Annotated in this window: 12 protein-coding genes; 4 read left to right on the top strand and 8 right to left on the bottom strand. The window is 54.1% G+C overall.

Annotated elements, in window-relative coordinates; genetic code table 11:
- Positions 1-84: 84 nt before the first annotated feature.
- Positions 85-2,802: a nitrate reductase gene (locus ACT3TR_RS02830; protein ID WP_444624572.1), complete on the top strand. Its 2,718-nt coding sequence runs from the start codon at positions 85-87 to the stop codon at positions 2,800-2,802.
- The gene (gene cobA / locus ACT3TR_RS02825; protein WP_096281769.1) at positions 2,762-3,664 is read left to right on the top strand and encodes a uroporphyrinogen-III C-methyltransferase; all 903 of its coding nucleotides are present in this window, start codon (positions 2,762-2,764) and stop codon (positions 3,662-3,664) included. Before ACT3TR_RS02830 ends, cobA begins: the two co-directional genes overlap by 41 nt.
- A gap of 106 nt (positions 3,665-3,770) precedes the next feature.
- Here cobA and ACT3TR_RS02820 read toward each other — a convergent pair whose 3' ends face one another.
- Positions 3,771-5,030 (bottom strand): MFS transporter, encoded by a 1,260-nt coding sequence (locus ACT3TR_RS02820; protein WP_441685255.1) that lies wholly within the window; start codon positions 5,028-5,030, stop codon positions 3,771-3,773.
- Between the two features lie 93 nt (positions 5,031-5,123).
- Between ACT3TR_RS02820 and dkgB the strand changes: the two genes are divergently transcribed.
- Together dkgB and arfA are read left to right on the top strand one after the other, a co-directional pair.
- Entirely contained in the window at positions 5,124-5,942 is an 819-nt protein-coding gene (gene dkgB / locus ACT3TR_RS02815) for a 2,5-didehydrogluconate reductase DkgB (RefSeq protein ID WP_444624573.1), read from the top strand.
- 84 nt (positions 5,943-6,026) lie between these two features.
- Positions 6,027-6,176 (top strand): alternative ribosome rescue factor ArfA, encoded by a 150-nt coding sequence (gene arfA / locus ACT3TR_RS02810; protein WP_096281765.1) that lies wholly within the window; start codon positions 6,027-6,029, stop codon positions 6,174-6,176.
- Between the two features lie 141 nt (positions 6,177-6,317).
- Here arfA and ACT3TR_RS02805 read toward each other — a convergent pair whose 3' ends face one another.
- From ACT3TR_RS02805 to ACT3TR_RS02775, 7 genes are all read right to left on the bottom strand, one after another.
- Complete coding sequence (locus ACT3TR_RS02805; RefSeq protein ID WP_444624574.1) at positions 6,318-8,195, bottom strand: ABC transporter ATP-binding protein; 1,878 nt, start codon at positions 8,193-8,195, stop codon at positions 6,318-6,320.
- 129 nt (positions 8,196-8,324) lie between these two features.
- A complete protein-coding gene (locus ACT3TR_RS02800; RefSeq protein ID WP_441685260.1) occupies positions 8,325-9,932 on the bottom strand; it encodes a gamma-glutamyltransferase family protein in 1,608 nt (535 codons plus the stop codon).
- 1 nt (position 9,933) lies between these two features.
- The gene (locus tag ACT3TR_RS02795; RefSeq protein ID WP_444624575.1) at positions 9,934-11,430 is read right to left on the bottom strand and encodes a tripartite tricarboxylate transporter permease; all 1,497 of its coding nucleotides are present in this window, start codon (positions 11,428-11,430) and stop codon (positions 9,934-9,936) included.
- A 13-nt stretch (positions 11,431-11,443) separates the two neighbouring features.
- The gene (locus tag ACT3TR_RS02790) at positions 11,444-11,914 is read right to left on the bottom strand and encodes a tripartite tricarboxylate transporter TctB family protein (protein WP_441685264.1); all 471 of its coding nucleotides are present in this window, start codon (positions 11,912-11,914) and stop codon (positions 11,444-11,446) included.
- A 57-nt stretch (positions 11,915-11,971) separates the two neighbouring features.
- A complete protein-coding gene (locus tag ACT3TR_RS02785; protein WP_444624576.1) occupies positions 11,972-12,952 on the bottom strand; it encodes a Bug family tripartite tricarboxylate transporter substrate binding protein in 981 nt (326 codons plus the stop codon).
- A 121-nt stretch (positions 12,953-13,073) separates the two neighbouring features.
- Positions 13,074-13,604, bottom strand: coding sequence for a chromate transporter (locus ACT3TR_RS02780; protein ID WP_441685268.1), 531 nt, complete (start codon positions 13,602-13,604; stop codon positions 13,074-13,076).
- Positions 13,601-14,170: a chromate transporter gene (locus ACT3TR_RS02775; RefSeq protein WP_441685269.1), complete on the bottom strand. Its 570-nt coding sequence runs from the start codon at positions 14,168-14,170 to the stop codon at positions 13,601-13,603. Before ACT3TR_RS02775 ends, ACT3TR_RS02780 begins: the two co-directional genes overlap by 4 nt.
- Positions 14,171-14,329 lie beyond the last annotated feature (159 nt).

Raw genomic sequence — 14,329 nt, 5'->3', positions numbered from 1 at the left:
CCCAATGCGTTTATATAGCGCATTAGAGAAAAGGACTGGGCGTTTTTTTATGCGTGGCGTTAATCAGCAACCCGAGGAGTAGCTATGACTCAGGTGAAAACGACATGCCCCTATTGTGGCGTCGGCTGTGGCGTAACGGCAACCGTGAAAGCGGGTACGCTGTGCGCCGTAGAGGGCGATCTTGAGCACCCAGCCAACTACGGACGGCTGTGTGTTAAAGGGTCGGCGTTGCATGAAACGCTGGGTCATCATGGGCGCCTAAACCATCCCCGAGTGGATGGTGTCAACGTTACCTGGGACGTCGCGCTGAGCACCGTCGCGCAGCGCTTAAACTCGCTGCGCTCAGCGCATGGCAATCACAGCGTGGCAGCGTACCTTTCCGGGCAGCTGTTAACCGAAGATTACTACGTGGCTAATAAGCTATTTAAAGGCTTTTTAGGCACCCCTCATTTAGATACCAACTCACGACTTTGTATGGCGTCAGCGGTGGCAGGTTACAAGCGCGCCTTCGGTGCGGATGCGGTTCCCTGTAACTACGAGGATTTGGAAGAGGCCGAGCTAGTAGTGCTGGTGGGGTCCAACCTTGCTTGGAATCACCCGGTGCTTTACCAGCGCATTAAAGTCGCTAAAGAGCGCAACCCGCTGATGCGTCTGGTGGTGATTGACCCGCGAGTGACCGACAGCTGTGAAATCGCCGACCTCTACCTAGGTATTAAACCGGGTAGCGATGCGTATTTGTTTAACGGCTTACTGGCATGGATGGCGCAGCATCGCAGGCTCGATACTGTTTATATTGAGCGCCACACCGAGGGCTTTGACGATGCTTTGGTGGCTGCCCAGCAGTCAGCAGGGCCGGTGGCTGATGTCGCGGTCGCCTGCGATGTGGATCCCGAGCGGCTAGAAACCTTCTTTTACTGGTTTGCCAGCCAGCTGCACGTGGTCACGCTTTATTCTCAAGGCGTTAATCAATCGTCCAGCGGCACCGATAAATGCAACGCGATTATTAACTGCCACCTAGCGGGCGGAAAAATTGGTTTGCCGGGAGCCGGGCCCTTTTCAATTACCGGCCAGCCAAATGCGATGGGCGGGCGCGAAGTCGGCGGGCTTGCCAATCAGCTAGCCGCCCACATGGATTATCACACGCCCGGTGGAATTGATCTGGTCAGCCGCTTTTGGGCAACCGAGAACCTTACGCCAACGTTACCCGCAAGCCCCGGCTATAAAGCCGTTGAGCTATTTGAGGCCATTGAACGCGGCGAGATTAAAGCGCTTTGGATCATGGCCACCAATCCCGTCATTAGCCTTCCCGACGCGGCGCGGGTGCGCGCCGCGCTGGAAAAATGCCCGCTGGTGATTGTATCCGAGTGCGCGGCCCACACCGACCTGCTGCCCTATGCCGATATCGTGCTACCTGCATCAGGCTGGTCGGAAAAAGATGGCACCGTGACCAACTCCGAGCGACGTATTTCACGTCAGCGGGGCATGTTGGCACCCCCGGGTGAGGCACGCCACGACTGGTGGATTATCTGTGAAGTCGCCAAACAGCTGGGGTTTGTTGAGGCGTTTAACTATGCGCATCCCTGGGAAATTTTTGATGAGCACGCAAGGCTGTCAGGGTTTGAGAACGACGCCATACACGCCACTCCTAAGCGGCTATTTGATATCTCGGGCCTGGTCGGGCTGGGTCGCGCAGGCTACGACGCCTTAGCGCCGATTCAATGGCCGGTCACCAAGGCCGCACCAAATGGCACTGCTCGGCTGTTTGAAAAGGGTGAATTTGCCACTGCGAATGGCCGCGCCAAGCTGCTGGCGATTGTTCCGCAGTGGCCCGAGCAAGCGCTTAGCGCCGCTTACCCGCTGCGTTTAAATACCGGCCGGATTCGCGACCAGTGGCACACCATGACGCGTACTGCTCGCGCGCCGCGCTTAATGAATCACCGCGCGGAGCCCTTCATCGATGTGCACCCCGATGATGCCCACGTCGCCGGTGTTACCGACCAAGGCTTGGCAGTATTAACCGCTGCGAAGGGGGAGTTTCATGCCCGTGTGCGGATTTCCAATGCCCAGCGGCGTGGCGAGGTGTTTGTGCCCATTCACTGGACCGATTGTTTCACTCAGCAGGCTAGAAGCAGTGCGCTGATCGATAGCATTACGGACCCGCTCTCCGGTCAGCCGGAGTCCAAACACGGTGCCGTAGCGCTGGCCCCGCTAAGGGTGGAGTGGCAGGCCACGCTGCTTATTGCTGATACAGCTGTTGAATCAACGCCGTGGTGCACTAGCGCCTACTGGACACGCATCCCTATGCACGGCTTACAGCGCTGGCAACTTGCCGATATCCAGCCGGTCGGCGACTGGTTAGCACAGCTTGGCGCGTGGTTGCCAGGGCCTGTGTCGGTACTCAGCCAAGATGCCGCCAGCGGGCGACTGCGGGCGGCGAGTGTTGAAAATGGCCAGCTTCGCTGGTGGCTAATGGTCGGCCTGCCCAGCGAGCTGCCGGGGCTGGCGTGGCTTGAATCCCGCTTTAACGAGACGACGCTGAGCGATACCCACCGGCGGCGCTTATTAGCGGGCTGTGACGATGGTGCCGTCGATACCGGCCCGGTGGTGTGCAGCTGTCATCAAGTAGGCCAAACCACGATTACTAACGCCATTCGCGCGGGCGATATCAGTATCGAAGCACTGGGTGCCAGGCTCGCCTGCGGCACTCAGTGCGGCAGCTGTATTCCCGAATTGAAGTCACTTATTGAAGAGGAGCGGCCCCATGCGCGCGCTAAGCAGACCCCTAATACTGAACTGGCTTAACGCCTTTATGCGCATGTTGGCCCGTGGGTGCTCGTCATCAGCTCGCCCTGCTGAGGAGTTACATGTGCCGCTGCGGGGAGGTTTGGGTCAGTGCCGTGGCGGGCAGGTTTACTTAGTCGGCGCGGGAAGCGGCGATGCGGAGCTATTAACGCTCAAGGCTGTTCGGCTGCTCATGCAGGCGGATGCCGTTGTCTATGACCGCTTGGTCGGCGATGACGTGCTGGCACTGATTCCTCACCACACCGAGCGCTACTACGTGGGCAAAGCACGTGGCCATCACAGCGTTCCTCAGGATGAAATCGGCGCGCTGATGGTCGCACTTGCTCAACAAGGAAAGTCGGTAGTGCGCCTGAAAGGCGGTGACCCAGCGGTGTTTGGGCGCATGGGTGAAGAGCTGGATGCTCTGGCAGCCGCCCAGGTGCCTGCCACTATTGTGCCGGGAATTACCGCCGCCTCAGCCGCTGCTGCCTGCATGGGTATTCCGTTGACCGATCGCGGCCACGCGCAGCAGCTGCGCTTTGTGACCGCCCAGCTATGTCGCGAAGAGGGCACGCCGGATTGGGCGTCGCTGGCACGTAAAGATGAAACCCTGGTGTTTTATATGGGCCTCTCCAAAGTAGCCGCTATTTGCCAAGGCTTACGCCAGGCAGGTCTGCCCGATGAATGGCCGATCATGCTAGTGGCCAACGCCAGCCAGCCGAGCCAGCAGTCGCTCGTGGGCAGCTTAGCCAGCATGCCAGACATGCTGGCTAAGAATCCTCTGCCGTCACCGTGCTTGATTGTGGTGGGTAGCGTGGTACAGCGGGTTGCCACCTCGCCGGCTGGCAAGTCTATCGACGTTTGTGCTGCATCACTTCTCTGACCCTTAAGACCACTCTTCCCATCATGCTCACTGTGCACAATTATCGCTTTTAGAGCGCGCCCCGCTATCGCTATCACGCTGCTGGCGCGTTAATATGTGCTTTGTATCAACGAGCGTCGTCAAAGCGGTCGACCTGGCGCAGGGTGGGGAAAATCTTCACCCATGCGCCAACGACCGCTAATGTGCCTACGCTGCCAATGATGGCTGCCGGTACGGCGCCAAACCATGCCGCCATACTGCCTGCGCGAAACTCACCTAGCTCATTACTGGAGCCAATAAACAGCATATTAACTGCGTTGACGCGCCCGCGCATTTCATCGGGAGTCGCGAGCTGAATCAGGGTGGTACGTACATAAACGCTAATCATATCGGCAGCGCCAGCCACTAACATGGCCGCCATCGAAAGCCAAAAAAACGTCGAGAAAGCGAACACCAGATTGGCAATGCCGAAAACAGTGACCGCCACAAACATAACCAGCCCTGCGCGACGCTTGATGCCGCGTATGCCTAAGTACAGCCCCATAAGCAGTGCGCCGACAGCAATCGCGCTTCGCAGTGCGCCTAATCCTTCGGGCCCCACGTGCAGCACCTCTTGTGCATAGATAGGCAGCAGTGCCACCACTCCGCCTAGTAGCACGGCAAACAGATCCAGCGAAATCGCTCCTAAAATAATCGGCTGATAGCGTATGTAGCGAATGCCTGCGGTAAAACGCTTGATGGCGGTACTCTCCAGCGTTTTAGCCGCTTCAACATAGCGAATGGGCACCGGCAGCAGTAGAAATAATGCGGCTATAAAGCATCCTAAGCAGACGCTATACGCCAGGCTGCCACCCCCTAGCCCGTACAGAATGCCGCCTAATAGCGGGCCAAGAATTACCGCCACTTTCATGATAGAGCTGTTTAACGCGATCGCAGAGGCAAGCTGCGCGCGGGGAACGATATTGGGCAGCAGGCTTTGTAAGGCCGGGCCGGTAAAAGCCCGCGCGGCACCGAACAATGCTAATACCGCGTAAAAGCCGCTAACGCTTTGACTTCCATTTAGCGAAAGCGTCAGCAGCAGCGCGCTACACAGGCCCTGAACGACCCAGCTAAGTTGCAAGATACGTTTGCGCGAAAAGCGGTCGACAAAATCGCCGGCAGGCAGTAGCAATAGCACCATGGGTAGAAACTGAGCCAGGCCCACATAGGCCAGGGCCATCGGGTCTCGGGTTATGTCATACACCTGCCAGGCCACCACAATGGCCTGAATCTGCATGGCAAATACCGCTGCTAATCGCGATAGCAAAAAGCTTAAAAAGCCGGGCTGGCGATGCAGCGGTACTAATGGTTCCGAAGAGCTGGGCAGTGAATGGGTAGCAGAGGTCATAGCATCATCATGGTAGGCGAAGATTTGGGTGCATGGGTTGAAGTGCGCGGGTGACTGCCCCCATGTTAGTTAACACGCTATCAATAGAAAAGGATGTTAATGATGCAAAATGTAATTCCTAATCCCGGATTCGGTACTTTTCGCCTGGAGGGCGAAACGCTCAAGCAGAGCATTCATGCAGCGCTTGAGGCCGGGTATCGGCACATCGACACGGCGCAGTTTTATGGCAATGAAGCGGAAGTTGGCGAGGCTATTCATGACAGTGACGTGCATCGCAGCGATATTTTCCTCACCACCAAGGTGTGGTTTGACAATTTGGAGCCCTCAAGGCTGAAGGGCAGCGTAGACGAAAGTCTCCAGAAACTGGGCACAGGGTACGTTGACCTGCTGTTGATCCACTGGCCATCACCAGAGGGTGACGTGCCTATGGCCGATTATTTGACGGCTCTGAAGGAAGTCAAAGCGGAGGGTAAAGCCCGCCATATTGGTATTTCTAACTTTACCTGCAATCAGGTGGACGAGGCGGTTAGCATCCTGGGTAAAGATGAAATTCTGACCAATCAGATCGAGGTTCACCCCTTCCTGCAGAACCGTAAGCTAGCAGAGCACTGCGAGCACCTGGGCATTCAGGTGACTGCATTTATGCCGCTGGCGGTAGGTAAGGTGATGGACGATCCGATCCTCAAGCAAATTGCCGACGCGCATAAAGTAACTCCTGCGCAAGTTGCCCTGGCCTGGGTCAATCAGCGTAAGATGATTACAATTCCTTCTTCCACTAAGGCGCGTAATATTCAAAGCAATATTGCTGCTTTTGATTTAGTGTTAAGCGACAGTGAGATGGACGATATTGCTATGTTGGATCGCCAAGAGCGTATTGCTAATCCCGGCTTTGCACCGGCATGGGATGAGTAAGCGGGTGCTTGAACACTAAAAGATAGCCGATGTCTGATGGGATGCCTGTTTTGAGCAGGCATCTTTTAACGTAAGGATAAAACGATGAAACAGCGCAAGGTCCAAGACAACGCATTAAAAGCGCAGCTGCGAACGCCCATGTTTAAAATGCAGCAGCAGGCACCGAAAAAAGGCAAAGGAAGCTACTCGCGTAAAGATCAAAAGGGTCTGAGGGGATATCGCCAAGCCGCTTAAGCGAAGTGTTTAAGCTCAGCGTTTTGGCAATATCTCCTCTGGCATCTCCAAAAGCTCTTCTGGCACCTCCAAACCTTACCTCATCGCCAGTCTGGCGCATTGTATTAAGCAGCGGTTTGATGTGTTGTTACCGTGATCTATCTAGCGATAGCCTTCTGCCTGTAGTTGAAACAGCATTGCATAGCGACCCTGTGCTTTTAATAACTCTTCATGTGTGCCGCGCTCAATAATATGGCCTTGATCGATGACTAAAATGAGATCAGCGCTGCGAACGGTTGAGAAGCGGTGTGAGATCAGAATCGTCATTTTCTGCTGACTATGCTCGCGAAAGCGGGCGAATATGTCGGCCTCTGCGGCGGCGTCCATGGCCGCCGTGGGCTCATCTAGCACTAAAATATCGGCGTTTTTGCGCATGTAAGCACGCGATAACGCAATTTTTTGCCACTGCCCGCCAGAGAGCTCCCGCCCATTCTTAAACCAACGACCAAGCTGAGTGTGGTAGCCGCTGGCCATGCGGCCAATAAAGTCATCGGCCATGCCATGGCGCGCGGCCTGCTGCCAGCGCTGTTCGTCGTCAAACGCGCGAGTATCGCCGACGCCAAGATTTTCACCCACCCTGAGCTGATAGCGTACGAAGTCCTGAAAAATGACGCCGGTACGTTCACGTAGCGCCTGGGTACTCCACTCCTGCAGGTCGCTACCATCGAGCAGAATACGCCCTTGCGTGGGGCGATAAAGCCGCGTTAGCAGTTTGATAAGCGTGGTTTTCCCCGACCCGTTTTCACCTACTAAGGCTAGGCTTTGGCCAGGGGCAAGATGCAATGAAATATCGTGTAAAACATCGGCGCCGCCAGGATAAGAGAAACTGACTTGTTCAAAGCGCAGGCCATCTCCGGGGGCAACACCCTGGGTTAGCGTGCCGTTTTCGGGCTCAACCGGCTGCTCCAAATATTCATAAAGATTGGAGAGGTAGAGGTTGTCTTCGTACATGCCGCTGATGGCGGTGAGGCTCGCCGAGAGGGCTGTTTGCCCCTGTTTGAAGACCATTAAATACATGGTCATTTGGCCCAGCGTCAGCGCGCCGATAATTGTTTCAACCACGACCCAGCCGTAGGCAAGGTAAAACGTCAGAGTGCCCAGCAAACCTAACAAAAATCCCCAGCTTTCCCGGCGTAGCGTTAAGCGGCGATCTTCGGCGAATAGCTGGGTGAAAATAGCGCGGTAGCGTTTAAGAAATAATCCTTCAAGGCCAAACAATTTGACCTCTTTAATGCTGTCTTCCCGGGTAAGCAGCGTCTCTAAATAGATCTGCATACGGTTTTGCGGCGAACGCCAGCGAAACAGCCGGAAAGCATCGCCCGAAAACTTAGCTTCCGAGATAAACACCGGCAGTGCGCCCACCACTAAAATCAGTAGCGCCCAGGGGGAAAAATGCACTAACAGGACACTGAAGCTACCAAGCGAGATTGCATTTTGCAGCAGTCCAAAGGTTTTGTTGACCAGCGCCAAGGGGCGCGTAGACGCCTCACGCCGCGCACGCGTCAGCTGGTCGTATAGCTCGGAGTCTTCAAACTGGCTGAGTGACAGCGTACTCGCTTTCGCCAGAATCATGACGTTCACTTTTTGCCCCAGCATGGCACGCAAAAGTGACTGCTGAGCCGAAAGGCCGCGCTGGGCCAGCGCGATTAAACCAATAATGAGCGCCTCTATCCCCACTAGCTTGAGTACCGGCGCAATGGATGCCAGCAGGTTGGGATTTGACGCTGCCTGATGGGCGTCCATAGCACTAACGACGCCATCCACGATCAATTGGCCAATCCATGCCGCTACCGCTGGCAAGATGCCCGCGACCAGCGTGCATAGCGCTAATCCCAACATCATCCAGCGCGAGGTTTGCCACACCAAGCCAAGCGCGCGACGGCTATAGCGAAAGACGCCCAAAAAGCCGCTTAGCGGTGAAGTGGCCGCTGAAGAAGAGGGCACAGATGAAGAAGATGAAGGCTGACGTGATGACGGCATAGCTGAAGAGGCAAAACACTGAGTAAAAAAAGTAGTGCCATGATGCGGGGGTTAAGCGTGGATAGCTAGTTCAACCGCCGGTTGCCTGAAACGGCAACGCGACGGAGAGCATGTGAGCAGGAAAGCGATCTACCAGGGTAATACGGCCCCATCGGTGCGCGGCTCGGTGCCACCTTGCAGTACACCGGTTTCAGGATCGCGCAGGATAATTTGACCACGGCCAAAGCTGATTGAATCGGCCACCTTAACGATGTCGTGCCCACGGCGGGCCAGCGCTAAGGCTAAATGGTTGGGGAAATCAGCCTCGACTTCGATGGTTTTGCCTTTGGTCCATTTCCAGCGCGGCATATCGAGCGCTGCCTGAGGATTGAGTTGATCTTCAAGCATGGCCGTCACCACCTGTACATGACCCTGCGGCTGCATATAGCCGCCCATAACGCCAAATGGTCCAACGGCTTGATTATCTTTGGTGATAAAGCCCGGAATGATGGTGTGATAGGTGCGTTTGCCAGGCGCTAAGGCATTAGGGTGCGTAGGATCGAGTGAGAACGACCAGCCGCGGTTCTGCAGGCTAATGCCGGTGCCCGGTACCACCATGCCCGAACCAAAGCCTTTGAAGTTGCTTTGAATCAGCGACACCATATTGCCATCGCTGTCCGCTGTTGCCAGATAGACTGTGCCGCCCTTAATTGGGTTACCGTGTACAGGGTCAACGGCTTGCTCGCCAATTAGCGCTGCCCGCGCTTTCAAATAGTCATCGTTCAACATCTGGTCGATGGTGGGGCGCATGGCATCCAGATCAGTAACATGCGCGAAGCCATCGACGTAGGCTAGTTTGGTAGCCTCAATACGGCGGTGCAGCGTTTCAATCTGATCACAGCCCTCTTCACCCAGCTGTTCAAGCATGCCCAGCGCTTGCAGCACCACTATGCCGCTGCCGTTGGGGGGGATTTCCCAAATATCATGGCCTTTGTAGCGCACACTGATGGGGTCGACCCATTCTGGCTGGTAAGCCGCTAGATCTTCTTTACGCAAGAGCCCACCGTGTTGGCGCGAAAATGCGTCGATGGCCTCCGCTAGTTCACCCTCATAAAACGCTTTGGCATGAGTGTCAGCAATTGCCTTTAGACTTTTTGCATGGCCTTCAGAGCGCCACAGTTCACCGGCGTTTGGTGCTCGTCCTTCGGGCGCAAAAGTATCCAACCAGGGTTTGAAAGAAGCCTCGCTGTATGCCGAATAATTGGTAAAGGCAGCCTTCCACATTTGATGAATGACGGGTGATACAGGGAAGCCTTCATCGGCGAGTGCAATGGCTGGCGCTAACAGCTCGGCAAAAGGTAGTTTACCGAAGCGCTCGGAAAGCGCTGCCCAGGCAGCGGGAGCACCCGGTACCGTTACCGGCAGCATGCCGTGGGTGGGAACTGTATCGTGACCGAGTGCTTTCAATGCTTCAATGGTCGCCGCTTGTGGCGCCGGGCCGCTGGCATTTAGGCCATGTAGCTTGCCGTCGACCCACACAATGGCAAAGGCATCGCTGCCGATACCGTTGGAGGTGGGTTCGACGACGGTCAACGCCGCCGCTGCTGCAATAGCGGCATCAATAGCATTGCCGCCTTGCTGTAAAATACTGATGCCCACCTGAGCGGCTAATGGCTGAGAAGTGGCAACCATGCCACGTTTTCCGAACGTAGACATACGACGTGAAGCGCTGGGATAGTAGAGTGCATCTTGTTGCATATTAGAGTCCTTTTAAGCGGCGAATCTTACGCTCTTGATAAAGCGAAAATAGAATAGAAGCGACGGCTAATGCTAAGAAAAACGCAGAGAGAGGCCGAGTTAAAAAAGTTAACCAACTTTCATTAAGTTCAAGGGCACGGAATAGCTGGCGCTCAAGGTTGTCACCAAGCACTACGCCCAGTATCAGCGGGGTGAGCGGTACTTCAGCTTTCCAAAGTAGGTAGCCAATGATGCCAAAGATAAATAACACCCAAATATCGAACAGGTTGTTATTGAGTGCGTAGGCGCCAATCGCACACAGCATTAGTACTACAGGAACGAGGATTTGCTGAGGAATCAACGATATTTTGGCGAACCAACGCACTAGCAGCAGGTTGCAAAGCACCATCACCACCGCACCGATCAGCAGGCTGGCGTAAATGGCTCCCACGAGTACCGGGTTCTGCTCAAACATCATCGGCCCCGGCGTAATACCATGCAGAATGAGTACCCCCATCATGATGGCCATAGGCAAATCGCCAGGTATGCCTAGTGCAAGCGTGGGCACAAAGGCGCCGCCCGCTACTGCACTATTAGAAGCTTCTGAGGCGACGATGCCGCTAGGGGTCCCCGTGCCAAACTCTTCCGGATGTCGGGAGAATTTTTTAGCCTGATCGTAACTTAGAAAGTTAGCAACGGTGCCGCCAGTGCCTGGCAGTGCACCGACTAAGCTGCCAATTAAAGACGAGCGCATGATATTGAGCTTTTGCCCCGCCATATCTTTAATAATTTGGCCGTAAGGGATCGTGACATTGGTATCGATTTTTTTGCTACCGCTGCCATCGTCTTTAAGTTTTTCGATATTGCCAAGAAGCTGCGAGAACGCAAAAATACCAATCATTACCGGTAAAATCTCAAACCCTGAGCTCAAAGCAGGTAGCCCGAAATCAAAGCGTAGGTTGCTATTTCGGTCATAACCAACGGTGGTAATTAACAGCCCCAGCGCAGCGGCCATTAAACCTTTAAGCAGCGCGCCACTTGAAAGTCCTGCCACCAGCGTTAGTGCGAAAACAATCAGCGCAGTGATCTCCCAAGGGCGAAAATTCATGCTGAAGCTAGCAATTAATGGCCCGAAAAAGACCAGTACCGCTACGCTGATAATGGTGCCTAGAAACGATGAGGCAACGCCAATGCCCAGTGCACGACCAGGCTCGCCTCGCTGGGCCATCGGGTAGCCATCGTAGACAGTGGTAATGGAGGAGGGCGTGCCGGGGATGCCGAGCATAACGCCCGACACTATCCCGCCTGAATAGCCCCCCACAAAGACACCGACCATGAGTGAGATGCCGCTTACCGGGTCCATGGCAAAAGTGAAAGGGAAGACCACTAGGATGGCCATAGTGACGGTGAATCCAGGGATACTGCCGCCTACAATTCCGAACAAGACGCCGATGGTGATCAAGCCTAAAACCGATGGCGTACCCACTTCAGCAAGCGCTTGGAGAAAAAAGTTAGTCATTATTCACTCCAGGTTAAGGTAGCCAGACATTCAGGCCATAGCGGAATATCACAAATATCACGATGGCTAGGGAGCAGCTAAGGGTGAGATTAATAAGCCACTTACGACGTGTATTAATACCCATCAGGAGTGCGAGAGAGGTGATTAAGAAGCCAATGGTGGCTGCGATATACCCCACTAGTGGAAGTAGTGCTGCATAAAGCCCAAACAGTAGAAATAGAGCGACGATAGTACGCCGGCTCTGAAACCACTCTTTGATGAGCTGTTTTGCACTCGCGCGTTCAGGCACTTTTATCAATAGCGAACGTACCAAGATCATGAGTGATAACAGTCCAATCACTACCAACAAGATGCGTGGGAAAAGCGCTGATCCATAAGGTTGCCAGCTGGTAGGGGGGCGAATATCACCCGATTCTATCCACATGACAGCCACAATTAGCAGCAGTGCCAGCGCCAAGGCGCGGTCTTTAGTTAGCGTCAGCATTAGCGATGCCTCAGGCAGCCCTGGCCCGTGCAACTACGTGGGCCAGAGGGTGCGTTATCAGTTCTGGAAATCGATGTTTTCTGCAGCAGCACTTAATGTAGCTTCATTTTCATCCAGGAACGTTTGATAATCATCGCCCGCAAGGAACCTCACTACAGAGCCGAACTCATTTTCGATACGGCTACGTACTTCTTCATTTTCAAGAGCATTGCCGTAAGCATCAGAGAGGGTGTCGATAATTTCTTGCGGTGTGCCTTTAGGCGCGAAAATGCCACGGCTTGTAGAGTGATCCATGTTGATGCCCTGCTCACGCAGCGTCGGCACATCGGGCATGCTATCAAGGCGCTCGGAATGGGCGATGCCTAATGCGCGAAAGGTGCCATCTTCAAAGAATGCTCCGCCTGAGGGTAGGTTAAACATCGCGAAATCAATTTCTTCGGCTAACAGAGCCGATACCTGCTGGCCTGTGTCTGGATAGCCCACTAAGCGCACGTCCGCCATATCGATGCCGGCTTCCTGAAAAAACTGTGACCAGAAGAAGTGGTCGGTTGAGCTAGGGATCATGCTAAAGCGTACTTGGCCAGGGTGCTCACTGACGTAGTCAGCGATTTCATCGGCACTTTGTACCGGATGATTGGAATAGGTGGTGGGAATGTTGATGGTTTGAGTGAGTAATGCGATGGGCTCAAAGGCATCAAACGAGTAGTCGACAGTTCCTGCTAGCTTTGAAAGTGCAATGGTGTCGTGGCTACCAAGCAGGGTGTAGCCATCGGGATTGGCATCTTTAACATTGCGTGATCCCAAGGTTGCACCCGCGCCGGCCATATTGACAGGAACAATGGATTCACCCAGCGTCTTTTCGGCTTCCTGGGAAATTAAGCGAAACAGAATGTCGGTTGCTCCGCCAGGGCCGTAAGGAATGATTAAGCGTACATCCTGTTCAGGATAGTCAGCTTGTGCGGTGGTAGCGATTGCCAAGCTCGATGCAAGCCCTATGGCCGCAAGGGTCGTACTTAGAGTCAATTTTGAACGCGTCATTCTTGTCACCTTTATAGATTGAGTTTGGTGTTCTGGGAAGTCGCCCTAACTGCAGCGACGTGGTGAGCGCGTGGTTCCGTTATCGGGTTCTTGTTATAAAAATGCGGTGTTTTAGGCAGTGTTAGCCCAGCAGGAGTGCCCCATAAATCAAGGCGCCAATGACGACAAAGGCTGGGTGCGTTTTAAAGCGAATCAGGGCAATGGCAGCAACGATTCCGATAATCAGTGTGTGAATGACGCCGCTGGTGTTAATACCTTCAAGCAGAAAACCCAAGGTCAACCATGCCATCATCATAGCGATGACTGGGCGAACCCATTGGCTCATACGCTTCACGCGTGGCGATTCGCGGTGCCGATACAGCAACCCCAATGCGCCAAGCATTAACAGTAAGGAAGGAATGACGGTGGCCGCGATCGAAACGAAAGCGCCTCCAACGCCAGCGACTTCATAACCAACGTAGCCCGCCATTTTGGTCGCGATAGGGCTGGGTAAAGCGTTGCCTAAGGCAAGCGTTTCAGCAAAGGCTTGAGACGTCATCCAGCCGTAGCGGCCGACGACCTCGGCTTCAATTAAAGGAATAATCGCCGGGCCGCCGCCGTAGCCGATAATATTGGGAATAAAAAAAGCTAAGAAGAGATCCCAGTAAATCACGCGGTCTCCTCCGTTTTTTTCTTGCTGGAGGGTCGAAGCAGGGCAGCCAGTAAGATGGCACCAATGACCCAGCCAGGATGAATGCCGAGCCAATAGATGAGTCCAGCAGAAATAATCACCATGGCTATGCTGACTAGCCAGCCAAGCGACGCCTTGGATTTATCAAAAAAGTCCCAGGTTAGCTGCGCCATCATTACCATCACCACTGGAACCACTGCTTGGCCCATGCCTCGAATCCAAGCAACATCGCGATATCGGCTAAAAATGCCTAACATGACTATCATTGCCACTATCATGGGAAAAATGACGGCAATAACTGAGGCAATACAGCCCATTGTGCCGCCTACTCGGTAGCCAATGTAGCCGGGCATTTTGGTGGCGATGGGGCCTGGCAAGGTATTGCCGATCGCTAATACGTCGGCGAATTCTTCATCGGTGAGCCATTGGTAACGGGTGACAACCTCGGCACGTACAAGCGGTATCATGGAAGGGCCACCGCCAAAGCCGAAGATGCCTACGCGGAAAAATGCCCAAAACAATTGCCAGGAGACGGATTGCACTTTCATGCCCCGTATTTTCATAGACAGTGGCCCTGCAGGGCTGACAATGAGATAGCAAGCATATCCGGCCTTATTTATCGTTCGTAGGTTAAAAAATCGATTATTTTATATAAAATAGACTATAGGTAGTGCTCGGTGTGGCGTCAATACTGAAGCGAAGAATGA

This window comes from Halomonas sp. AOP12-B1-6 (assembly GCF_052379225.1).
Taxonomy (GTDB): domain Bacteria; phylum Pseudomonadota; class Gammaproteobacteria; order Pseudomonadales; family Halomonadaceae; genus Vreelandella; species Vreelandella casei.
This window is presented reverse-complemented; position numbering and strand designations above follow the sequence as displayed.